This window comes from Pectinatus haikarae, assembly GCF_050916305.1.
Taxonomy (GTDB): Bacteria; Bacillota; Negativicutes; order Selenomonadales; family Selenomonadaceae; genus Pectinatus; species Pectinatus haikarae.
This window is the reverse complement of the sequence record NZ_CP116940.1, coordinates 2,695,212-2,718,349: the sequence shown is the minus strand read 5'-3', so window position 1 is coordinate 2,718,349 and position 23,138 is coordinate 2,695,212. Positions and strand designations below refer to the sequence as shown.

The window sequence follows — 23,138 nt, the reverse complement described above, 5'->3', positions numbered from 1 at the left end:
ATATGTGGAAAAAGGCGGAACGCTATGATGTTCCGCCTTTTGTTATGAGTTGTATTGTCCTCCCGGTATAAAAACCCTTACAGATAGTGTAAGCGTAAATTGTGTGTACATATTTTATAAGTTGGTGTAAAATAGAAAAAGAATATATAGTTGTATTTTTATAAATGGCATATTTTATACTGCGGTCAGCCGTTTCTGAAAAATATGATACTTACAGGATGAAAGGGTCATTCTATGAAATATATCGTACTAGATTTAGAAATGAATCCAATAATAAACAAATTTAAAGCAGAACGCTGTATATGCAAAAATGAAATAGTTGAAATAGGTGCCATTCTAGTAGATGAAAACTATGAAAAGAAAAGTCAATACAGACAGTATGTAAAACCTCAGTACAATGAGATCGGCAGACGCTATGAGGAATTGACAGGTGTGACCAATGAACTTGTGAAGGATGCACCCCATTTTAAGCATGCTATGGATAATTTTTGCCAATGGCAGAAGGATTGCTGCTCAGCCGATGAAGAGGTAGCAGTATATGCCTGGAGTGAAAATGATCGACGGCAGATGGAGCAGGAATTTATGCTCAAACAGATGAAGCTGGGCGATTATTCTGTGCTGCGCTGTTCGTGGTATGACTTGCAGAAAGAATATTGCACTATGCTGGGACTGCAGCGTATGATAACTTTGCAGGCTGCTGTGGGCGCCATGGGTGAAGCTTTCGTGGGACGTATGCATGATGCGCTCTGGGATGCTGAAAATACGGCAAGGATCTTTATTTTGTCGAGAGATAAGACAAATTTTAAAAAAGTAATGAAGCCGGTGTTGGAAGTTTTGCAGCCAAGACGGCCAATGACCTACTCGCTCGGAGATTTATTTGGTGATAAATTGAAAGATCTGAAGATAGAGTGAATTTTCTTTGACAGGTAAACAATGTATTTATATAAATTTGGTTTTAGGAGTATTCTATGGATATTTTCAAACGTTTCATTGAATTTTATAAACCGCATAAGCGGTTATTTTTTTTCGATTTAATATGCGCGACATGGGTGGCCGCCGTTGATTTATCATTCCCCCAGCTTCTATATTATTCTACGCATGTTCTTTTCGTTCAGGGAGAAAAAGATATATTCAGGAGCTGTATGCTGATAGCCTGCATTATGATAGTGATGTATATCATCCGCTATTACTGCCAGCATTATATAACTACATGGGGACATATAATGGGGGCACGGATGGAAAGCGAAATGAGGAGGAGGCTTTTTGAAAAGTATCAGGAACTGTCTTTTGCCTATTATGATAAGAATAATACAGGAATAATGATGAGTAAACTGGTATCTGATCTATTTGATATCTCAGAACTCGCCCATCATGGACCCGAAAATATTTTTTTAGCCGTACTGGAAATAACAGGAGCTTTTATTTTAATGGGTATGATAAATATCCATCTGACAATGATATTATTTTTTATAATGTGCATGATGCTGTTTTTTGGTATAAGCCAGAATCGAAAAATGAAGGCTGTATTCTTGGATAACAGAAGAAAAATTGCGGATGTCAATTCGTCCTTGCAGGATAGTCTTGCAGGTATAAGAGTTGTAAAATCTTTCGGCAATGAAAAACTCGAACATGCAAAATTCAGTCGCAGTAATGATGAATTTCTCCATTCGAAAACGGAAAGCTATCTGGCTATGGGACGTTTTGTCGCAGGCGGCGGTATATTTGTCGGACTCAGCTATATGGCGGTACTGTCAGCAGGAGGGTATTTTATTGCTCAGAGGACATTGCAGCCGACAGATCTGGCAGTTTTCGCTCTTTATATAGGAATTTTCCTCAATCCTATAAATATGCTGGTGAATTTTACAGAACAATTTCAAAAAGGCTACACAGGTTTTTGTCGTTTTGTAGAGATAATGGACACCGATGTTTCTATAAAAAACAGTGAAAACGCACAGGATATCGGTACAGCAAAAGGTGATATATCTTATAATCATGTTTCCTTCCATTATGAAAAAACGCAGCAGGTATTGGAAAACATAGATTTTCATGTCAAAGCAGGAAAAACAGTTGCACTAGTTGGACCCTCCGGAGGAGGAAAAACTACCATATGCTCTCTTTTACCAAGATTTTATGATGTGACGGAGGGAAGTATATGCATAGATGGCAAGGATATAAGAGAGATCACATTGGAATCGCTGCGCAGAAACATAGGCATTGTCCAACAGGATGTGTATATGTTTAATGGAACAATTAAATCAAATATAGCTTATGGCGCTCCTGATGCATCTGATGAAGAAATTACAGCTGCTGCGAAGCAGGCAAATATACACGACTTTATAATGACACTGCCTGATAGATATGATAGTCTTGTCGGTGAACGGGGAACACGTCTGTCAGGCGGTCAAAAGCAGCGGATTTCCATAGCTAGAGTTTTTCTGAAAAACCCCAATATCCTGATTCTGGATGAGGCAACCAGTGCGCTCGATAACGAGAGTGAAAGATATATAAAAGAATCATTGGAGCTGCTTTCGAAAAATCGTACGACTCTTGTCGTAGCACATAGGTTAAGTACTATTCAAAATGCTGATGAAATTCTTGTGATTCGTCATCATGGTATAATAGAGCGTGGCAGTCATGATGAATTGATAAAAATGAATGGACTTTATGCACGTTATTATCGTATGCAATTTTATAAGCAGGCGGAGAAGTAAATTTTTATTCACAGCGGAGTATATTATGAAAAAAAATAAAAATACATTGCTGCTTTTATTGATGTTTTTAAGTATAACGACACTCTTGGTGCTGGTGGGAATAGTAGGGCGTATCAGCTATCTCGGCCTGCATGAAGTTTCCGCAAATCTGCCGTCTTTCTTTTTCGGCGTATATATAATAATCTCTTGTCTGTCATTACTGACATTATTGAATATAATTCTTATAATTTCCCCATTGTCCAGATTCAGCTTCGGACATAAATATATATATGAAGCAGTGAATCTATTGTTTCCGCTGATCCTTTTGTGGGGGAAACTTTTGCGTGTCTCTCGCCGCAGCATAGAGCGGTCATTTATCAATGTCAATAACCGGCTTATCGGGCGCAGCAATATCAAGGTATATGCCGAAGAGCTGCTTGTTATTTCACCACATTGTCTCCAGCTGGCAGCATGTAAATATAAAATAACATATGATGTGAATAACTGCCATAAATGCGGTGCCTGTACAATCGGCGCTATGCTTAAGATGGCTGAAGAAATGGGATTCCATTTTCACGTGGTGACGGGTGGTACATTGGCAAGAAATCTGGTAAAAAGCACCCATCCAAAATTAATTTTGGCCATAGCCTGTGAAAGAGATCTGGCAAGCGGCATTCAGGATGTCTATCCTCTGCCCGCTGTCGGTGTCCTTAATAGCCGGCCTTTTGGTCCATGTTATAATACTACAGTAGATTTAGAAGAAGTGCGTGTCGCAATAGAACGATACATAATAAAAAAGAATAGGAATAACGATAAATGAATGACAGAAAAGCTGCTTTGAAGATCCTGCTGGATATATATGAGAATAAAGCTTATGCAAATATTGCTCTTAGCAAATATTTTAAGAATAATAGTCTGGAAGATACGGATCGCCGGTTCATCACACAGCTTGTATATGGAACAGTCAAGTCAGGAGATACCCTTTTATGGATATTGAGACAATATATAAAAATGCCGGTAAGTAAAGTGCACCCGGTTATACGTACGATATTGCGTATGGGGATATACCAGCTCATTTATATGGATAAGGTTCCGGTGTCGGCAGCATGCAATGAGTCAGTCAAGCTTGCTAAAAAATATGGACATGCAGGAACGGTAAAATTTGTCAATGCTGTAATGCGTTCTATTGATCGTGATCGCAGCAGATGTGATTTTGCTAAAGCAGGAAATTCGACAAGCTATACCGCTTTGAAATATTGGCATCCTGAATGGCTGGTAAATTTGTTTGCGGCTGAATTTGGTATGAAACAGACGGAAGCTTTGTGCAGCTTCAATAACCAGGATGCGCCGCTTTCCCTGCGCTGCAACACGTTGAAGACGACAGCCGAACAGCTGATGGAATATTTGGCAGCGAAGGGCACCATATGCGAAAGATCGCACCTGTGTGCAGATGCTGTGATCTGCACCAAACACCCTTCTTTGGCATCAATGGACTTTCTGGAAAATGGGATGGCTATTGTACAGGATGAAAGTTCCATGCTTGTGGCGCATGTTATGGCTCCCATGCCAACGGATCTGATTATAGATGTTTGCAGTGCACCGGGAGGTAAAACAACACATATAGCTGCACTCATGAAAAATAAAGGCAGAGTTATCGCTAATGATATACATGAACATAAGTTGAAGCTTATAGAAGACAACGCAAGACGGCTTGGTCTTGATAATATAGAAATACATGTGGAGGATGCCTGCAATATAGGGGCGCTGTACAGTAAAACGGCGGACAAGGTTCTGGCAGACGTGCCCTGTTCCGGTTTTGGCGTGTTGCGGCGTAAAGTTGATGCACGCTGGAATAAGACAAAAGACGAAATAGAGAAATTGCCGCAGACGCAGTATAAAATATTGGAAAGTGCTGCTGAGGCAGTCAAAACGGGCGGAATAATAGTTTACAGTACCTGTACGATACTTAAACGGGAAAATGGAGATGTCGTGAATAAATTTTTGGCGGAGCATAAGGATTTTAAACTTGAATCTATAGATAAATTTCTGCCTGATCGTTTGCGAGGCAGAGGCGATATGCTGCAGTTACTGCCTCATATTGATAAAACAGATGGATTTTTTATTGCACGTATGAGAAGAATAGTCTAAAAGGAAAGAGGCGAAAATATTGCAGGAAAACATCTTTGGCTTAACTCTGGATGAGTTAAGGGAAAAACTTAAACCGATGAAAGTGCCCTCCTTCAGGGCCGCACAGATTTTAGAATGGCTATATCAGAAAAATATTTACAATTTTGCCGAGATGACTAATTTACCACTGTCCTTGCGTGAGGAGCTGAGTCAAAAACTTGTGGCAGACAGTGGAGAAGTCGTTGATAACAAAGTGTCTGAGGATGGAAGAACAAATAAAATGTTGGTTCGCTTTAGTGATAAAGTAGCAGTAGAGACCGTATTGATGCGGCAAAAATATGGCAATAGCATTTGTATCTCCTCACAGGCAGGATGCAGTGTAGGCTGCTCGTTCTGCGCATCAACGGTAAAAGGATTGGATCGTAACATGACTAAGGGTGAAATGCTGGCTCAGGCCATGAAAAGTCAGGAACTGGTCAGCAAAAATAATGAGCGCATAGGAAATATAGTTATAATGGGCAGTGGTGAGCCTCTGCTGAACTATGAAAATGTGTTGGCATTTATACGATTGGTGCACGAAAAATATTGTATGAATATAGGCTACCGTAATATTACAGTATCTACATCTGGCATAATACCAATGATGGAGAAATTGGCGCAGGAAAACCTGCCGATAACACTTTCTCTTTCTCTGCATGCACCAGAAGACAAATTGCGTTCTGAACTCATGCCTGTAAATAAACGTTATCCCTTGATAGATGTTGTAAAGGCAGCCGACGACTACGCGGAGAAAACAAAACGCAGAGTGACCTACGAATATATACTTATTAATGATATCAATGATAGTCCTGAGCAGGCAAAGTCATTAGCCGGGCTTCTTAAAAATAAGCTGGCAAATGTAAATCTTATTCCTATTAATCCGGTGGTGGAAAGAGGTTTTACCCGTCCGTCAGCAAAAAAAATAAAAAACTTTTGGGACATTTTACAAAAGCAGCATATCAATGCAACGATAAGAAAAGAAATGGGAACTGATATAAATGCGGCATGCGGTCAATTGCGAAACGAGTATCTGGATGCATCATCCAGTGAGAAGACACAAAAAAATGGCTGATTTTTATCCGATGACTAACCCGCTCTAATACTCCCGCTTCTGCAAGCGGTGAGTAAAGAGCGGCTAAGTCCTTGGATAATTTTGACTACCATTCAGGTGGCGTCAAAACGCCGTCTGAATTAAGTCTCCATTTATAAAAAGTATCGGGAATCTTGATTAATATTTTGACCTGATCAAATAATCTATAATATAAAGAACTCCCTGCTATAATACCTATTGACGACATCTGTTTTTAAAGTCATCGGTATTTACAGCAGGGAGTTTTTTATGGCGCTGATTATATGGAATATCTGTGTTATTCGGCAATTCCCGGGTGAGTCATCTGTTCAGGTGATAAAATATGTTCCAGTTTTTCTTTTGGAAGAAGACCTTTTTTTAAAACTATTTCACGGATAGAATCGCCTGTTGTATAAGCTTCTTTGGCAAGCATTGCCGAATTTTCATAACCGATATGCGGTAAAAGCGCTGTGACAATACCTACACTTTTATCAAGCCAGTTGTGGCATTGCTTGCTGTTTGGCTGCAGGCCGATGAGAAGTTTATCCACAAAGGTATTTACTGCGTTTGTCAGATAGTTCATTGAGTTGAATAAATTAAATGCCATTACTGGTTCCATTACATTAAGCTCAAACTGTCCATTTTCTACGCCGAGCGAAATGGCTAAATCATTCGCTACGACTTGGTAACATGTCTGGTCAAGCACTTCTGCTATGACTGGATTTATTTTTCCGGGCATGATGGATGAACCAGGCTGGCGCGGCGGCAGTTTGAGTTCATTAAGACCGCAGCGCGGGCCGGAAGCCATTAGGCGAAAGTCATTGGCCATTTTTATGAGTACAAGGGCAGTCACTTTCAAAGATGCCGACACATCAGCAAAGCCGTCAGTATTGTTGGTAGTATCGATGAGATTGTCGGCAGTTTTGAAAGTTTCTCCGGTAACTTCCGAAAGAGTATGTGCTACAGCTTTTATATATTTAGGCTCGGCATTCAGGCCGGTACCTACGGCAGTTGCCCCCATATTTACTATATGAATAGAATCAACAGCAGTCTTGATACGTCTGATACCGCGGCGCACAGAAGAAGCATATGAACCCATTTCCTGACCGAGCGTAATAGGCACGGCATCCTGTAAATGCGTGCGTCCCATTTTTAAAATATCCTTGTATTCTTCTGCTTTTTTATCCAATTCACCGGCAAGATATTCCAGAGCGGCAATAAGCTTTTTACTTTTATGACTGATACATACTTTAATCGCGGTAGGAAATGAATCATTTGTTGACTGAGCCATATTGGCATGATTGTTTGGTGAAATTATATCATAACGACCTTTTTTTTCGCCTATTATTTCCAAGGCCCGATTAACGATAACTTCGTTGGTGTTCATATTTATAGAGGTACCGGCTCCGCCTTGGATAGGATCGACGGGAAACTGATCGAGAAGCTCACCCGCTATTATCTCATCGGCAGCCTTGATCAAAGCATCACCAATTTTTTTATCCAAACGTCCTGTCAGCATGTTGGCTAGAGCGGCAGCTTTTTTGACCTTGGCAAAGGACTGAATAAAATCAGAGTCTATTGTCTGTCCTGTGATATTGAAATTTTCTTTAGCACGAATTGTTTGAACTCCGTAATATACATCGTCAGGTACGTCCAGTTCACCTAAAAAATCATGTTCTTTTCTCATTATGGTACACCTTTCTTTGGAAATTAAAATAAGTTATTAATTTAAAAAAAGTATAGTTATATTAAAGACTAATGCATATTGAACATTGTATACATTATACTTCTTTTCGTGTATTATATATCATCTTTAAAAAAATTGATATATTTTTTAATAAAATTTTAGAAAAAGCCTACTAATTTCATCCATGGTAAGCCTATAAGCAGCCATACGATAATATGGATTGTTGAAATAAGAAAACCTATTTTCCACCATTTGCCCTGACTTATATAATTTGCACCGAAAAATATCGGTGTGACACCGCACCCATAGTGTGTAAGGAAAGAACAACTGTTGGCTAAAACACCAAAAATTATCAGTATACCTAATGCAGGGGCACCAGCAACTATGAGTATGGAAGCGAATGTTCCAAATAAAGCCATTATATGAGCACTGTTGCTTGCCAGTCCATAATGAGCATAAACATAGACAACAGAAAGTACAATAAGCGTTATTATCCATGATATACCGTCAAGACTGGCGCCAACGGTCTTGGCAAAATAATTCATAAGTCCTAGCTTAGCTAAGTATGCTGCCATGTTGACCAATATTCCCATCCAAATCAAAACATCCCAAGCACCTTTTTGATTCAGCACATCGTTCCAGTCAATAATATGGGCTGCCAACATGGCACTTAGACCAAGCAAGGCTATAAAAGCAGAATCAATGCCATGTATCGGTCCGGTGGCCCATAAAAATAGAGCAGAAAGAAAGATCAAGCAGAGTGTTTTTTCTGCGCTGGACATAGCGCCCATTTTGGTCAATTTTTCTTTAGCCATTTCTTTGGTTTCAGGTGTATATTTCAATTCCGGATTTATTATTTTGTATAGCAGCAATGGAGTGAGTACTGACAGTATAATACCGGGAACGATGCAGGCTATGAACCAGTCTGTCCATGTGATAGTTACACCGAATAATGTATTTGATAAAGTTGCGGCAAGCGCGTTGTTAGAGGCACCGGTGAGAAATATACAGGCGGAAGTTATAACCGCGCAGTAGGAACTGAACATGAAAAATGCCGCTGTACGATGATTTGTATCTTTGTTCGGGGCGGCGCCGATAGCTGAACAGATACTGTTTACTATCGGAAAAATTATACCGCCGCCTCTAGCCGTGTTTGAAGGAGTGAAGGGCGCAATCATAAAATCAGCAACGCTCATTACATAGGCAACGCGTAGCGAACTGGAACCAAACTTGGCGAGAAGTTGGTAAGCTATGCGGTTGCCAAGTCCTGTTTTGACAAAACCTTCGGCAAACATGAAGGCCGAAACAATAAGCCATATAATAGTATTACTGAATCCAGCCAGAGCCTCACCTGCTTTTAATACATGAAATATAACAAGAGCGGTACAAGCAATAATGGAGACAGCACCAATAGACAAAGGTTGAAGAATAAAACCAGCAATGGTGGCGACAAAAATTGCCAGAAGATGCCATGCTTGCGGATTGACACCATTTGGTATGGGGATAAACCAAATTATCAAGCCTATGATAACGCAGATAAGGCTTTTTTTGAATGTAGTTTGTAAAGAATTTTCTTTTTCCATTTTTGTGAATCCCTTTCCAGATAAACACTAGATAATAATGAAATCTGCCGCAGATGACACACTTTGCTTGAAAGTGATAGGTATTTTCTTGATATTTAGAAAAAATCAAGGAAATTTGAATGAATATTTATATTGATTTATGACGTCATAATATATATACAATTGGGTCTACAAAATCCGACAGTAATCTACAAAAAATTTATATTATTGAAAAAATTTATTTTAATAACTTTTTTCTTATATGAAATAAATAATTTTTATGTTAAAATAAACAATACATAGTGGGAGTGCGATGAAATTAATATGGAGGAATTGCTATGTATCCAAGCAGTAAGCGGGATGTGGGCATGTTTTTATTTATGCTGGGCTGTGTTTCGCTTGCGGGGGAATTGAAAATACATCCTTTTGCTGGTATCTTTTCCAAATTCCAAATCAGCCTAGGGTCGCCTGTATTTCTTTTATTTATTCTTTCCATGCGCAATGTGTCTCTTCTTCTTACAGGGATATGTATGGGAGCGTTTGTAGTTGTTTTCAGGGCGGTACTTGATGTTTATCTTGGTGGCATATACTTTGGACAGGCTGTTTGGTTTCATGCGTCTACCTTTTTCTATTATTTTGTGTATGCAGGATTTTTTTTGATTCCCAAATTTGACCGCGCATGCGTGTATGATAAAGCACTGCAAATAGCCCGTTGGTCAATTTTTGCAGAGGTCGCGGCTAGTATTGCAGAGCTTTCGGCTACTTGTATTTTATCGGGAGTATTGTGGTCTTTTCCTACTCTGATCATGATTTTTAAAATAACTATTATTGCAATACTGCGATGTTTTTTTATTTTAAGTTTTTTCTTTTTAGCGCAAATTTATACCATGGAAATTCGTATGAAACAGGAGCGAAGAGAAAAAGAAAAAATTCTGATGGTAGTGACAAATGTCTATAATGAAGTAATACAATTAAGCAGATCACAGAAGAATGCCGAAAATGCTACTCGCGAATGTTATAAAATTTATGAAGAATTGAAAATAAAAGCAAAAACCGATCAGGAAAAATTTTTAGCGCAAAAAGTACTCAATATGGCGGGTACTTTGCATAATATAAAAAAAGATAATCAGAGAGTTTATTCAGGATTGATGCAAATAACTGACAATAAGGATAAAAAGCTTGATGAATACTTGCCGGCAAGTAGAATAATGGAACTGGCAATGAATTTACATAAAAAATACGCACGAACACTTGAAAAAGAAATTGTGTTTTGCATGCATCTGGATAAAGAGATTCCTAAACTGCATGCTTATACTCTGTTTTCGATGATAAACAATATGATGACAAATGCCGTAGAGGCCATTGATAAAAGAGGAAATATCAGTCTTTTTTTGAAAAAAGATGAGGACAGACTTCGTATTTCCATTGTAAATACAGGAAGCTTTATACCTGCAAACAGGCTGAATCTTGTATTCCAGCCTGGATATACGACAAAATATGACAGCGATGGTAATGCTTCGACGGGTGTCGGTTTATCATATGTAAAAAATCATGTTGAATATCTTGGTGGGATAGTAAAAATGAATTCTGACGGAATTGACAATGTGGAATGTATACTGTATATTCCATTGGAAAAAGTGGAAGAGGGATGAACGTTAGTTTATGAGATTCATGATAATAGATGATGATATGGCAGTTTGTACCATGTTGCAGGATATTATAGAGGATTATAAGCTGGGAGAAGTAGAAGAAATAGCAGATACTGCCGTGGCACTGGACAATAACTTTCTGCAAATAAAAAAAATAGATATATTAATAATAGATATGCTGATGCCGGTGCGGGATGGTATACAAACCGTAAAGGACATAAAAGATGGTTTCGATGGGAAAATAATCATGCTTTCTCAGGTAGAAAACAAGGAGATGGTGGGTGATGCCTACGCATTTGGTGTGGATTACTATATAACAAAGCCCATAAATCGCAACGAGATCATCGGTGTGATACGCGCTGTCAGTGAACATGCCTGCCTGAAAAGTTTTGTTGATAATATAAGGACAAGTCTTCATACTGTTTATGATCCGGATACTGATGAAAGCAAGAAGCTGAAGGATAAATCTTTTTCCGTAATTGAACATGGCAGTGCGGTGATGAAGGATCTTGGGATCGACAGCGGGAGTGGCAGCCATGAAATATTGTTGCTGCTTCAGTGTCTGCAAGAGAAAATGGTTGATACTGCTAAAGCTTTTCCGTCTCTGAAAAGTATATTTGCTCTATTGGTAAAAGAAAAAAATGGTAAAGATGCGCAAAAAGAAATAAAGGCTGCCGAGCAGAGAATGCGACGTACTGTTTTTCAGGCAATGGTCAATATTGCCTCATTGGGAATTGTCGATTGTACAAATCCTAAGTTTGATGATTATGCATCGCGCTACTTTGAAATGGCTGAAATATATACACTTATGCGCAAGATGGAAAATGAAGAAAAACCCCAGATAGTACAGACACATGTAAATAGTAAAAAATTTTTACGCACATTGTATATTGAATGCAGCAAATAAAAAAAATACCCATGATATGAAAGTACTTTAGCATAATTTCCTTCATATCATGGGTGTTTTTTTATAATTGTATGCCGGGCATTGGTTTCAGTTTAATGGGGGAGAAGTCTTAAAAATGTTAGATCTATTGGTGAAGCGTCAATAAATAAATGCTTCGAGATTACGGTAAGCGGTTGTTTGGTTAATTTATATCTATTTTTCTGATCAATAAAAAAATTCTCGTTAAGAAACTATAGCTGTGTGGTGCAAATTAAATAAGGAAGCGTGAAAGAAAAGTTTTTGCCCGTTCTGTCTTGGGCGCTGAAAAAAATTGTCCAGGCGCTGAATCTTCTATAATTCTGCCGTCGGCCATGAAAACAATTCTATCAGCAACTTCTTTGGCAAAATTCATTTCATGTGTAACAATTATCATTGACATTCCTTCATCTGCCAAGTTGCGCATTACGGAGAGGACATCACCGACTAATTCGGGATCAAGTGCGGATGTCGGTTCATCGAAAAGGATCATTTTAGGCTGCATGGCCAATGCGCGCGCGATTGCTATACGCTGCTGCTGTCCACCAGAAAGTGACGAAGGCATTGCATCAGCCTTGTCAGCCAGACCAACTTTAGCGAGCATCGTTTCAGCACACTTGCGGGCTTCTTTCTTTCCCATCTTTTTGACAAGACGGGGAGCAAGCATAATATTTTCGGCTGCTGTTTTTAATGGAAATAAATTAAAATGTTGGAATACCATGCCGACTTCTTCCCGGAGCTGTCGTATGTCAAATTGGTTGTCCAATAAATTTCTGCCTTCATATAGTATCTCCCCTTCAGTAGGTTTTTCCAATAGATTCAGGCAGCGGAGAAATGTGCTTTTTCCGGCTCCGGAAGGACCAAGTATACAAGTCACATCCTCATTTTTAAATGAAAGATTGATATCTTCAAGTACAGTATTTTCCTGAAACTTCTTTTTTAAGTGCCGTACTTCCATCATTTTGTCCCAACTCCCATTTTCTTTTCTAAGAGATTTAAAATAACGGATAATACTGAAATCAAGAACAGATAAAATAAAGCCAATATTGTATAGCTCTCTACAAGATTAAATGATGTAGCGGCATATTGTCCCGCCTGATATGTCATCTCAGCGACACCTATAACTGTCAGTATGGAAGTATCCTTGACCGTTATGATAAATTGGTTGCCGAGAGCGGGCAGCATATTTTTAAATGCCAAAGGAAATATCAAATGGGTTATTACTTGCAGTCTATTCATGCCCAGGGAGAAGCCCGCTTCCCATTGACCGACAGGTACGCTCAGTATAGCTCCGCGAACTATTTCTGAGATGTAGGCACCGGCATTTATGGAGATGCATATAATCCCTGCCAAATTGCGGTCAAAAGGAATATCCAGCAATCGCGGCAGTACAAAATATATATATAAAGCCTGCACGATTATTGGTGTGCTTCGCACCAGCCATACATAAAACCCCATTATTTTCTTTAAAAGTTTGTACTCTGTAGTACGTATGTAACCGGTCACTAACCCAATTATAAATCCTATGACGATACCTGATACGGCTATGTATATGGTGATTTTCATTCCCTCGGCAATGCGGGGAAAAACAATTATTGCACTGCTCCAATCAAACACAGGCATCCCCTCCTTTTTTCGATGTTCATTCCCTGGCTGCAGCAGTATTTGTCGATTTTGCCGGCAGCAAATCGTTCTCAAAATTAACAGCGGACTCAGAAAATGCAGACTCTTGAAAGATATTCAAAAGCCTGCACCTGTTCTTGCGATAGTTTAAGAAGATTTTGTGCTAAGCCATTTTTCCTGTATCTTATCTATAGTACCATCATCTTTCAATTCTTTCAATGCTTGATTTATCTGGCTGATATATTTGCTGTCTTTTGGGAAGGCAAGACCGCATGGCACTTTTTGGACTTCTTCTCCTGCTATGCGCAGAGTACTGTCTGCATGAGTCTGCAAATAATATAAGACATTTGGTGTATCATAAAGTGTTGCATCAGCTGCACCTTTTTCTACTTCCAAATATGCGGCTGATTGTTGCGGAAACACAATAATATCAGAATCTGAATAATTCTTTGTTACGTATATATGGGCAGCTGTGCCTTTTTCCACAGCAATTTTTTTCCCATGCAGATCATCCATGCTGTTTATAGATGAATCCTTTTTTACGGCAGCATGCAGCCCAGCATAATAATATGGATCGCTGAATCCTATTTTCTGTTTGCGTTCATCTGTTATGCTGATCTGTCCTGCCGCCATATCTATTTCTTTATTTTGGATGGAGATAAGCATAGGATCATATTCCATGACTTTCAGATCATAAGTAAATTCAAGTTTCTTACTCAGTGCATCCAGCAAGTCCACATCATAACCTATTTGTTTGCCATCCTGGTCCTGGTATGAAAAAGGTGCATAAGTGCCTATCCCTATTGTCAGTTTTTTTCCTTTCAGAGAACTGTCATCCTGAGATGATTGATTACCGCAGCCTGTAAATGCCACAGCGGCAAGTAATAATGAAAATAAACATGCAATTAATCGTTTCCAATTTTGCTTCATAAATAGATCCTCCTCATAAATATAAAAAGCATCAATAATACGTTCTCTTTGCGCATCATTGACGCCTTTTTGTTTTTAAAATATATTTTGCATGCACTGTTTTAAAGCAGACAATAAATATACTTCACAAAAAAATTATCTTTATTAAAATTCAACGGATATTTGTATTTTCCTGTTTATATTCTTTGCTGAATTATTTACCAACGATCAATTATGCTGATAGACTAAAATAAAACCCTGAACGTGAAGATAAATCTCCACGCTCAGGGTTTTCCATTATTAAGTGGATAAGAACCAACAAACAACTGCTTTGACTTTAAATAAGAATGAAAGAAAAATCAGAAGAAGAAGTCAACACGGCCATAGATAGCATTATAATCAGCATCATTGCCGCTGTAGTCAGCAGATAATCTCTTGCCCTTGTAATATTCAACCATAGCAAGTATATTTTTAGATAATACAAAATCTGTACCTATCTGCCAGCCTTTAGTATCACGGGCACTGATATCGTAGGTAGGAGCAATAGTTGCAAACTGACCGAGATAACGGTATGCAGCATAGATATCCCATGAACCTGCTTTAGCGATATCGGCGTTTTTGTATTTCAAAGTAATATCATAAGCTTTGCTTTGATCGTCTCCTAAATAATTAGAAGCTTCATCCATATCACTCTTGGCGTAAAGTCCAAATAACTGAATATTTTTGTCAAATTTATAACCTAAGCCGCCAACCCAGAAATTGGTTTTATCAGAATCTGCTTTAGCATACTTGGAGAAAGTGGAATCCATGTTTCTTAAAGAATAATATCCGGCAAGAGCACTGATACCTTTGTCTTTAGCTTTATGTCCAAATTCAAAAGATGTATAATCACCTGTGCCGTCATAAGCATAGTTGGAAACGCCCACATTAGCACCGGAATTATAATCATAGCGGCCTATGGTAGCTTTTGCGTAATTGGATTTATCTTTGCCGAACGTCCAATTGAATTCAGCACCGCTGATGCTGTCATCAATAATCATACCGGTATTGAATACATTATCACTGTAAGTGCCGACTTTACCAAGTTTTGCATCCGAACCAAACAAAGGTCCTTCGACAAAGATGCGGTCTATCTTTGTATCACTCTTGTCACTGGTACCATTATTTGTGCTGCCGCCATTATTAGCAGAGGCTGCATTGGAATAATATCTGATACGTGCATTGGCAGTCCAGCCAGAATCACCGATAAAGGCTTTTGGTTCAAGGCGCAGTTCATACTGGGTGTCGTTTGTTCTGTCTTTATTAGCAGCAGAATCATCTTTTACACCGCGGTAGTAATATCTGAGTCTGCCGCCCCATTTAACGTTGTCGGATTTTTTTTCGAGATCGGCAACACGTACACCGAGGTTGTCGAGTTCTTCGGAGAATTCTGCAGCAAGTTTATCGACAAGAGCTTTATCAGCTTTGTCAATATCGGTCTTGGTCATAGCTTTTGCTATGATCTGAGCCATTTCATAACGGGTCATGGTCTGCTGGCCTTTGTAAGTGCCGTCTGGGAAGCCGTTTACAACACCGTCAGAAGCAAGCTTTGATACAGCGTCATATGCCCAACTGTCAGCCGGTACATCACTGAAAGGATTAGCTGCAGCGAAAGTAGTGCTGGCAGCACCGATTACCAGCGCACCGGTAATCATTGATACGAGAGTTCTTTTTTTCATTGGATTTCCCCCTGAAATCTTTAATATTTCTTGTACTTAAAATGAAAGGGAAATTAATACGCAACTTTGTTTATAAAAAATAATACATAATTAATATATTTTTTACATAAAAATAATTGGCATATTTCTGTAATACATAATTTTGGTCAGCTGAAAATCAAATATGAATAAAAAAATAAGAAAAATGCAATTGACGTAAAAAGAACAGCCCTCTATTGTACATTTTCAAAAAATATAGATCCTTTTTAAAGTAAATAAATATTGACTATAACTAATAGCTATACGCAAAATAGGCTATAACTGCGGGCATCTGAGGAAGGCGAGTTATTATAAAAAATGCTTGCCAATATATTAACAATATGTTAATATGATTACAGACTTGAGATAAGGTAATGAAAAAGTTGAGGAAACGTGGATACTCATACGGCTTTCCTTACTGAAATTTCAGGCCATAAAATTTTAGGAGGAATTTCTAATGAAAAAAAGAACTCTCGTATCAATGATTACCGGTGCGCTGGTAATCGGTGCTGCCAGCACTACTTTCGCTGCAGCTAATCCTTTCAGTGATGTACCGGCTGACAGCTGGGCATATGACGCTGTATCAAAGCTTGCTTCTGACGGTGTTGTAAACGGCTTCCCAGACGGCACTTACAAAGGCCAGCAGACCATGACCCGTTATGAAATGGCTCAGATCATAGCAAAAGCTATGACCAAGACCGATATTGACAAAGCTGATAAAGCTCTTGTCGATAAACTTGCTGCAGAATTCTCCGAAGAACTCGACAACCTCGGTGTACGTGTTGCCGATCTCGAAAAAAAATCCGACAACGTTAAATGGGGCGGAGAATTAAAGTATTATTATGCTGGTGATAAAGCTCAGAGCGGTGACAGAACAAATGACAGCCAATATGAATTCCGTCTTGAACCAAAAGCTTTCATTGGTGATTCCGGCTGGACTGCCAATGCACGTATCAGATACTATTCCAATTCTGCTTCTGCTAATAACGGCGGTAGCACAAATAATGGCAAAAGTGATAAAAGCGATACTGTAGTTGATCGTATTTATGTAGAAGGTCCTTTGTTCGGTGCTGATACTAAATTAGGTAAGCTTGACACCTACAGTGATGATGCTTTTGGATCAGGCATGATCATGGATGATAATGTCAGCGGTGCTCAGTTCAATTGGAAGCTTGGCAAAAATAAGGATACTTATGTGAAGGCTGTTATCGGACGTTACGATTTTGATTCCGATGCCAATATTGGCAGAACAACTGCTTATGATGGAACAGGCGATTATGCATCATTTGAAGTAGGCCATGCAGTAACAGGTGATAGGGGTCTTGGATATGTAGCAGGTTATTATTCTTTGAGAAATATTAACCGAGATAATGATGGTGGAAAAGCATTATTCTCTGATTATCAAAAGGCAAGCGGTGAAAACACCAATATTTGGTCAGCTGGTTTAGGCTATAAATTTAATAAAGATTTCAATATATATGGTGTATATGCAAAGAGCAATCTTGATGCTTACAGCGGTTATGAAGGCGACGATCAGGATAAAGCTTATGATATAACTTTATCCTATAAAGGCGCTGATGCTTCTAAAGCAGGCAGCTGGGGTCTTTACACAGCATATCGTTACCTTGGTGAATTTGCGACTTTTGCACCTACCTATGATGCTGCACAGCGTGGTTATAAAGGCTGGGAAGTTGGCGGTCAGTGGACCGTTGCTCAGAATATCTTAGCTTCCTTACGCTATTTCAAAGGTAAGAATTTGGGCGAAGATGTTTCCGGACAAGATGCTGATTTCAACAGAATATATGGTTCCGTTGAATTCTTCTTCTGATCTTGAGTTTTACAGCTTTAAAAAAAATATTGGTCATGGTCTGATGGATCGTGATTTGACAGCCTTCGTTAATAAACGAGGGCTGTTTTTTATTATCCGAGGATTTTTTATCGCAGAAAAACAAGAAAACATATGGTTCAGATCACATTGATGATTTTCTTTACATGGTTTTAATAGTTGCTAGAAAAAAAAAATTATGATATAATATTTGACGGTGTAAAAAACGCACACGTGTCTATGCTGTTACTGTGCCTGATATAAGGTTTGCGCAGCAGGAAGAATACGTGGAGGAATAAAAAAACAGGAGGTGCACCATCATGGCAGTTATTTCCATGAAACAATTATTAGAAGCAGGCGTTCATTTCGGTCATCAGACCAGACGCTGGAATCCGAAAATGTCAAAATACATTTTCACAGAAAGAAATGGTATTTATATCATTGATTTGCAGAAAACAGTTAGAAAAGTCGATGAAGCTTATAACTTTATCCGCTCGGTTGCTGAAGAAGGCAAATCGGTCCTGTTTGTTGGTACTAAAAAACAGGCGCAGGAATCTGTCAAAGAACAGGCTGAAAAAGCCGATATGTATTATGTAAATGAAAGATGGCTCGGCGGAATGATGACCAATTTTGGCACAATCAGAAAAAGCATCAATCGTTTAAAAGAACTTGAAGCCATGGAAGAAGACGGAACGTTTGAGGTTCTTACAAAGAAGGAAGTTCAGATGCTGCGCCGTGAAAAAGAAAAACTGGAAAGAGCTCTCGGCGGTATCAAAGAAATGGACAAACTGCCGGGTGCGTTGTTCGTTATAGATCCGCGCAAGGAACGTATTGCCGTTGCTGAAGCAAGAAAGCTTGATATTCCTATCGTAGCTATTGTTGATACAAACTGTGATCCGGATGAGATCGATTATGTTATCCCCGGTAACGACGATGCTATCCGCGCCGTAAAATTACTGACCGGCTGTATGGCAGATGCCGTACTCGAAGGCCGTCAGGGCGGTGAAGACGAAGAAGCTGCTCAGGAAAACAGCGAAGAAGAAAAAGATAACTAAAATAAATTAGAATAAAAAGGGGGTAAGGGGTAGGTTGCCCTTTACCCCCTTTTTACAGGAGGAGTTTATTAATGGCAAATGTTACAGCAGCAATGGTAAAAGAACTGCGGGAACAAACAGGCGCGGGTATGATGGACTGCAAAAAAGCTTTGGCCGCATGTGACGGTGATAAAGCTAAGGCTATAGATTTTCTGCGCGAAAAGGGTTTGTCTTCTGCAGCTAAAAAGGCAGATCGAGTTGCTGCCGAAGGTGTTGTCACATCTTATATTCATGGCAATGGACGTATAGGGGTATTAGTTGAAGTAAACTGTGAAACTGATTTTGTTGCTGGTACATCTGATTTTAAGGATTTCGCACGTGATATAGCTATGCAGATAGCAGCAGCTAATCCTAAATGTATTCGCAGAGAAGAAGTGAATGAGGCTGATCTGGAACATGAACGTAAGGTTCTGCGTGAGCAGGCTCTTGCCGAAGGTAAACCTGAAAAGATTGTTGAAAAAATGGTAGACGGGCGCATTGAAAAATATTATAAGGAAATTTGTCTTATGGATCAGCCTTATATTAAAGATCAGGATCAGAGTATCGCCGATCTTGTGACAGCTAAAATTGCTAAAATCGGTGAAAATATTTCTATCCGCCGTTTTGTGCGTTATCAGCTTGGTGAAGGCATTGAAAAGAAAACAGATGATTTTGCTGCGGAAGTAATGGCAGCAGTTAAAGGCTGAGATATATTATAGAAAATTTAAAGAGAACACTATTTTGTGTTCTCTTTTTTGAAGATATGATATATCATATAGGTATAAAGAAAATTGTGCTGAATTCACAATTTAATATTGGACGGGGGATATATCAGTGACGATAAGACAGTATAAACGTGTAGTATTGAAATTGAGCGGAGAGGCTTTAGCGGGAGATCAGGTGTTTGGTATAAATCCTAAGGTTGTTGAATCTATCGCCCATCAAATCAAAGATGTATATAAGCGTGGTATTGAAGTGTGTATCGTAGTGGGCGGCGGCAATATCTGGCGGGGACTGGCCGGCAGTGCAAAAGGTATGGATCGGACCACAGCTGATTATATGGGAATGCTGGCAACTGTGATGAATTCACTTGCCATGCAGGATGCTTTAGAAAAAATAGACGTGAATACGCGTGTTCAATCAGCTATTGAAATGCGCCAGGTAGCTGAGCCATACATCAGAAGACGCGCAGTACGCCATCTGGAAAAAGGCAGGGTAGTGATTTTTGCTGCAGGAACGGGGAATCCGTATTTTTCTACTGATACCACGGCTGCATTGAGAGCGGCAGAAATAGAAGCCGATGTGATTTTGATGGCGAAAAAGAATACTGACGGTGTATATGACAGTGATCCGAATAATAACCCTAATGCTCATAAGTTTGACACTCTGGAATATATTGAAGTGCTGCAACGTGGGTTGGCTGTCATGGATGCCACGGCGACAAGTTTATGCATGGATAATAAGATTCCTCTTATTGTATTTAATATCGATGAACCGGGTAATATAATGAAAGCTGCGCTTGGAGAATGCATAGGTACAGTGGTTGGGGGGATAAAATAAAATGATAAAGGATGTATTCACTTCAAATGAGGACCGCATGAAAAAAGCTATAGAAGCATTGAAACGGGAATATGGGTCTTTGCGTGCGGGGAGAGCTACACCTGCCCTGCTGGAAAAAGTAATGGTGGATTATTATGGAACACCAACACCAATCAATCAGGTAGCTAATATATCGGTCCCCGAAGCAAGGATGCTTATTATCGCACCATGGGAAAAGTCCATGCTGCATGCTATCGAAAAAGCCATTATGAAATCAGAATTGGAGCTTAATCCTAATTCTGATGGCACTGTTGTACGTTTGGCTATACCGCAGCTTACACAGGAAAGACGTACTGAATTGGTCAAAACAGTAAATAAAAAAGCTGAAGATGCTAAGATTGCTTTGAGAAATATCCGCCGTGATGCCAACGATGCTGTCAAAAAATTGGAAAAAACAAAAGAAATTGCGGAAGACGAAGCTAAAAAAGCACAGGAAGATATGCAGAAACTTGTTGACAAATATGTCAATGAAGTAAATAATATAAGAACTGTTAAAGAAAAAGAAATCATGGAAGTTTAAGTTATGAAATATGCAGGGTGGCTCTTGGCAGATGCTGTTTTTGATCTGCAAAAGCAAAAAATCAAATTTGTTGTAGATTACACTATTCCCCCTGACAATGGTTATTTTAAAGTTGATGCCGATATTTTATATGTCGTAAGAGAAAGATATATTGGAAAAGGCATTTTACAGTTGATTGCCGCGGCCAAGATGAGAAAGGAGGTGTAAACTATGGCATATAAAATTAACGATGAATGCATTTCTTGCGGTGCGTGTGCATCCACCTGCCCTGTCGGCGCAATTTCCGAAGGAGACAAGCATTATGAAATTGATGATGCTTCCTGCGTAGAATGCGGTGCATGTCAGGCAGGCTGTCCTGTATCAGCGATTGAAGCTCCCTGATGAAAGGGTCCCTCTTCTTCTTTGTACTTTTAAGGAGAGGGACTTGTTTTGTATTACCAAGAACAAAGAGGTTGCAGTATTATGTGGAAAAAAATTTTTTGTAAAACTGAAAATAAGCGAGAGACAGCAAAACTCAATGAAATAAGCGCGGACCTATTACCGTCACACATAGCCATTATAATGGACGGGAACGGTCGCTGGGCACAGAAACGAGGACTTCCCCGCAAGGCTGGACATAAAAAAGGAGTCGATTCACTGCGGGAAATAGTAAAAGCTGCCTGCTCCATTAATATAAAATTTCTTACGGTTTATGCATTTTCAACAGAAAACTGGAAAAGGCCGACTGCTGAAGTTGACTTTCTTATGAAACTGTTTTCTGTTTATCTGGATTCAGAAGTTGAAGAAATGGACAAGAACAACGTACGACTTAAATTTGTCGGTTGTTTAACAGAGCTGTCCGGTGAATTGCAAAGCCAGATAAAAAAGGGAGAAAAAAAGACAGCTGATAACACGGGGCTGGGTTTAAATATAGCCGTAAACTACGGGGCGCGTGATGAGATAGTAATGGCTGCAAGGAATATAGCGCAAAGGGTTTTGAGCAGAGATATAGAAATAAAAGATATAAATGAGCAGCTTTTGGATGACAGTCTTTATACCGCACAGCAGCCGCCCGTTGATTTATTGATCAGGACAAGCGGTGATATGCGTATAAGTAATTTTCTTTTGTGGCAGTGTGCATATGCAGAACTTTGGTTTACTGAAAAAAATTGGCCTGAATTTATGCCTGAGGATTTTTTGCGGGCAATTAATGATTATCAAAAAAGGGACAGACGTTTTGGCGGTCTGGAAGATAAGTAATATGGGGGATTGTTTTTGGGTACAAGAATTATATCTGGAATAATTGGTATTGCGGCAGCATTCATGATCATAATGTATGGCGGATTTATATACATGTTTTGTGTTACCGCATTGGCTGTTTTGGCTTGGCAGGAATACGTACGTGCTTTTGCCGAAAAAAATATCATGCTTCCTCTTTGGCTAGGAACGGCAGCTGTTATTTCCCTGGTGCTGAGCGGATCTGGCGGTATAAATGAACATATAAGCTTTTTCATGCCGGCAGCGGCACTTGTGATGACTGTATTTTTGTTTAGAATGGTGTTTTGTTATGAAAAGTTTTCACCGTTGGCTTCGGGTATAGGTTTTACCGGGGTTTTTTATATTGGCAGTGGTTTTCATTACATAATGCAGCTGCGGCTTGGTTTTACCGGGCATCTATTGGCAGCTGGCGGAATTGATATTGGGTTATATTTGATTTGGCTGACGCTTATCGGTACATGGGCGAGTGATACTTTCGCCTATTTTATAGGTTTTTTTCTGGGCAAACATAAACTGTGTCCGCTTATCAGTCCTAAAAAAACCATAGAAGGTTTTGTCGGCGGACTTATCGGTACTGTAGCCGCTGTATCACTGGCAGGCTGGTATGCAGGGTTTCCTTTGTGGTCGATGTGCTTTTTGGGAGTACTTGTGGCAGTTGTTGCTACGCTGGGTGATCTGGTCGAGTCAATATTTAAGAGGTATACAGGTATTAAGGATTCGGGTAATCTTATACCGGGGCATGGCGGTGTTCTTGATCGTTTCGACAGTTTGATTTTCACAGCACCGCTTGTGTACTATTTTTATATTTTCTTTTACAAATACTTATTACAGCAGATACAGTAAAATGGCGG

General features: G+C 39.3%; 22 protein-coding genes. 16 read left to right on the top strand and 6 right to left on the bottom strand.

The genetic code is table 11. The features are described 5' to 3' along the window. Positions 1-234: 234 nt before the first annotated feature. Genes NXG61_RS13070 through rlmN form a run of 5 tightly spaced genes read left to right on the top strand, consistent with a single transcriptional unit; the run spans position 235 to position 5,928 of the window. On the top strand, positions 235-912 hold the full coding sequence (locus NXG61_RS13070; RefSeq protein WP_196605358.1) for a 3'-5' exonuclease: 678 nt from the start codon (positions 235-237) through the stop codon (positions 910-912). A gap of 56 nt (positions 913-968) precedes the next feature. Continuing rightward, the gene (locus NXG61_RS13065) at positions 969-2,711 is read left to right on the top strand and encodes an ABC transporter ATP-binding protein (RefSeq protein WP_307222540.1); all 1,743 of its coding nucleotides are present in this window, start codon (positions 969-971) and stop codon (positions 2,709-2,711) included. A gap of 25 nt (positions 2,712-2,736) precedes the next feature. Beyond that, positions 2,737-3,510, top strand: coding sequence for a DUF116 domain-containing protein (locus NXG61_RS13060; RefSeq protein ID WP_307222542.1), 774 nt, complete (start codon positions 2,737-2,739; stop codon positions 3,508-3,510). Next, the gene (gene rsmB, locus NXG61_RS13055; protein WP_196605355.1) at positions 3,507-4,838 is read left to right on the top strand and encodes a 16S rRNA (cytosine(967)-C(5))-methyltransferase RsmB; all 1,332 of its coding nucleotides are present in this window, start codon (positions 3,507-3,509) and stop codon (positions 4,836-4,838) included. Before NXG61_RS13060 ends, rsmB begins: the two co-directional genes overlap by 4 nt. Before the next feature lie 19 nt (positions 4,839-4,857). After that, on the top strand, positions 4,858-5,928 hold the full coding sequence (gene rlmN, locus NXG61_RS13050) for a 23S rRNA (adenine(2503)-C(2))-methyltransferase RlmN (RefSeq protein WP_196605354.1): 1,071 nt from the start codon (positions 4,858-4,860) through the stop codon (positions 5,926-5,928). 295 nt (positions 5,929-6,223) lie between these two features. On the opposite strand, the gene NXG61_RS13045 is transcribed toward rlmN, so the two are convergent. Then, positions 6,224-7,612, bottom strand: a complete 1,389-nt coding sequence (locus NXG61_RS13045) for an aspartate ammonia-lyase (protein WP_307222545.1) — start codon at positions 7,610-7,612, stop codon at positions 6,224-6,226. Between the two features lie 158 nt (positions 7,613-7,770). Beyond that, positions 7,771-9,195: a DASS family sodium-coupled anion symporter gene (locus NXG61_RS13040; RefSeq protein WP_307222548.1), complete on the bottom strand. Its 1,425-nt coding sequence runs from the start codon at positions 9,193-9,195 to the stop codon at positions 7,771-7,773. 317 nt (positions 9,196-9,512) lie between these two features. Here NXG61_RS13040 and NXG61_RS13035 point away from each other — a divergent pair, with 317 nt between their 5' ends. Continuing rightward, complete coding sequence (locus tag NXG61_RS13035) at positions 9,513-10,826, top strand: sensor histidine kinase (protein WP_307222549.1); 1,314 nt, start codon at positions 9,513-9,515, stop codon at positions 10,824-10,826. 10 nt (positions 10,827-10,836) lie between these two features. After that, a complete protein-coding gene (locus NXG61_RS13030) occupies positions 10,837-11,730 on the top strand; it encodes a DNA-binding domain-containing protein (RefSeq protein ID WP_307222550.1) in 894 nt (297 codons plus the stop codon). A gap of 250 nt (positions 11,731-11,980) precedes the next feature. On the opposite strand, the gene NXG61_RS13025 is transcribed toward NXG61_RS13030, so the two are convergent. The 4 genes from NXG61_RS13025 to NXG61_RS13010 form a co-directional block, all read right to left on the bottom strand. Continuing rightward, positions 11,981-12,706, bottom strand: a complete 726-nt coding sequence (locus NXG61_RS13025) for an amino acid ABC transporter ATP-binding protein (RefSeq protein WP_196605349.1) — start codon at positions 12,704-12,706, stop codon at positions 11,981-11,983. Beyond that, a complete protein-coding gene (locus tag NXG61_RS13020; RefSeq protein WP_307222552.1) occupies positions 12,703-13,362 on the bottom strand; it encodes an amino acid ABC transporter permease in 660 nt (219 codons plus the stop codon). The genes NXG61_RS13025 and NXG61_RS13020 overlap by 4 nt, the downstream gene beginning before the upstream one ends. A 153-nt stretch (positions 13,363-13,515) precedes the next feature. Continuing rightward, a complete protein-coding gene (locus NXG61_RS13015; RefSeq protein WP_307222554.1) occupies positions 13,516-14,298 on the bottom strand; it encodes a transporter substrate-binding domain-containing protein in 783 nt (260 codons plus the stop codon). 338 nt (positions 14,299-14,636) lie between these two features. Then, entirely contained in the window at positions 14,637-15,995 is a 1,359-nt protein-coding gene (locus tag NXG61_RS13010; protein WP_196605346.1) for a putative porin, read from the bottom strand. A gap of 475 nt (positions 15,996-16,470) precedes the next feature. Here NXG61_RS13010 and NXG61_RS13005 point away from each other — a divergent pair, with 475 nt between their 5' ends. From NXG61_RS13005 to NXG61_RS12965, 9 genes are all read left to right on the top strand, one after another. Next, a complete protein-coding gene (locus NXG61_RS13005) occupies positions 16,471-17,841 on the top strand; it encodes an S-layer homology domain-containing protein (protein WP_307222556.1) in 1,371 nt (456 codons plus the stop codon). Between the two features lie 317 nt (positions 17,842-18,158). Beyond that, positions 18,159-18,893, top strand: a complete 735-nt coding sequence (gene rpsB, locus NXG61_RS13000) for a 30S ribosomal protein S2 (protein ID WP_307222558.1) — start codon at positions 18,159-18,161, stop codon at positions 18,891-18,893. A 71-nt stretch (positions 18,894-18,964) separates the two neighbouring features. Then, positions 18,965-19,618, top strand: a complete 654-nt coding sequence (tsf, locus tag NXG61_RS12995; RefSeq protein WP_307222559.1) for a translation elongation factor Ts — start codon at positions 18,965-18,967, stop codon at positions 19,616-19,618. 127 nt (positions 19,619-19,745) lie between these two features. Further along, entirely contained in the window at positions 19,746-20,471 is a 726-nt protein-coding gene (gene pyrH, locus NXG61_RS12990; RefSeq protein WP_307222562.1) for a UMP kinase, read from the top strand. A gap of 1 nt (position 20,472) precedes the next feature. Further along, on the top strand, positions 20,473-21,030 hold the full coding sequence (gene frr, locus NXG61_RS12985) for a ribosome recycling factor (RefSeq protein WP_307222564.1): 558 nt from the start codon (positions 20,473-20,475) through the stop codon (positions 21,028-21,030). Positions 21,031-21,033: 3 nt separating this feature from the next. Then, on the top strand, positions 21,034-21,237 hold the full coding sequence (locus NXG61_RS12980) for a hypothetical protein (RefSeq protein ID WP_307222566.1): 204 nt from the start codon (positions 21,034-21,036) through the stop codon (positions 21,235-21,237). A gap of 3 nt (positions 21,238-21,240) precedes the next feature. Continuing rightward, positions 21,241-21,411 carry a DUF362 domain-containing protein gene (locus NXG61_RS12975; RefSeq protein ID WP_196605339.1) on the top strand — a complete coding sequence of 57 codons (171 nt, stop codon included), beginning with the start codon at positions 21,241-21,243 and terminating at the stop codon, positions 21,409-21,411. Between the two features lie 81 nt (positions 21,412-21,492). After that, positions 21,493-22,269 carry an isoprenyl transferase gene (locus NXG61_RS12970; RefSeq protein ID WP_307222568.1) on the top strand — a complete coding sequence of 259 codons (777 nt, stop codon included), beginning with the start codon at positions 21,493-21,495 and terminating at the stop codon, positions 22,267-22,269. Positions 22,270-22,284: 15 nt separating this feature from the next. Then, the gene (locus tag NXG61_RS12965) at positions 22,285-23,130 is read left to right on the top strand and encodes a phosphatidate cytidylyltransferase (RefSeq protein WP_307222569.1); all 846 of its coding nucleotides are present in this window, start codon (positions 22,285-22,287) and stop codon (positions 23,128-23,130) included. Positions 23,131-23,138 lie beyond the last annotated feature (8 nt).

Coding starts and splice junctions, on each gene's coding strand:
- NXG61_RS13015 (WP_307222554.1), bottom strand. CDS start 14,298: ATGAAGCAAAATTGGAAACGATTAATTGCATGTTTATTTTCATTATTA.
- rsmB (WP_196605355.1), top strand. CDS start 3,507: ATGAATGACAGAAAAGCTGCTTTGAAGATCCTGCTGGATATATATGAG.
- NXG61_RS13030 (WP_307222550.1), top strand. CDS start 10,837: ATGAGATTCATGATAATAGATGATGATATGGCAGTTTGTACCATGTTG.
- rpsB (WP_307222558.1), top strand. CDS start 18,159: ATGGCAGTTATTTCCATGAAACAATTATTAGAAGCAGGCGTTCATTTC.
- NXG61_RS12975 (WP_196605339.1), top strand. CDS start 21,241: ATGGCATATAAAATTAACGATGAATGCATTTCTTGCGGTGCGTGTGCA.
- NXG61_RS13040 (WP_307222548.1), bottom strand. CDS start 9,195: ATGGAAAAAGAAAATTCTTTACAAACTACATTCAAAAAAAGCCTTATC.
- NXG61_RS13005 (WP_307222556.1), top strand. CDS start 16,471: ATGAAAAAAAGAACTCTCGTATCAATGATTACCGGTGCGCTGGTAATC.
- NXG61_RS13070 (WP_196605358.1), top strand. CDS start 235: ATGAAATATATCGTACTAGATTTAGAAATGAATCCAATAATAAACAAA.
- NXG61_RS12980 (WP_307222566.1), top strand. CDS start 21,034: ATGAAATATGCAGGGTGGCTCTTGGCAGATGCTGTTTTTGATCTGCAA.
- NXG61_RS13060 (WP_307222542.1), top strand. CDS start 2,737: ATGAAAAAAAATAAAAATACATTGCTGCTTTTATTGATGTTTTTAAGT.
- NXG61_RS12970 (WP_307222568.1), top strand. CDS start 21,493: ATGTGGAAAAAAATTTTTTGTAAAACTGAAAATAAGCGAGAGACAGCA.
- NXG61_RS13025 (WP_196605349.1), bottom strand. CDS start 12,706: ATGATGGAAGTACGGCACTTAAAAAAGAAGTTTCAGGAAAATACTGTA.
- NXG61_RS13010 (WP_196605346.1), bottom strand. CDS start 15,995: ATGAAAAAAAGAACTCTCGTATCAATGATTACCGGTGCGCTGGTAATC.
- NXG61_RS13045 (WP_307222545.1), bottom strand. CDS start 7,612: ATGAGAAAAGAACATGATTTTTTAGGTGAACTGGACGTACCTGACGAT.
- tsf (WP_307222559.1), top strand. CDS start 18,965: ATGGCAAATGTTACAGCAGCAATGGTAAAAGAACTGCGGGAACAAACA.
- NXG61_RS13035 (WP_307222549.1), top strand. CDS start 9,513: ATGTATCCAAGCAGTAAGCGGGATGTGGGCATGTTTTTATTTATGCTG.
- NXG61_RS13065 (WP_307222540.1), top strand. CDS start 969: ATGGATATTTTCAAACGTTTCATTGAATTTTATAAACCGCATAAGCGG.
- frr (WP_307222564.1), top strand. CDS start 20,473: ATGATAAAGGATGTATTCACTTCAAATGAGGACCGCATGAAAAAAGCT.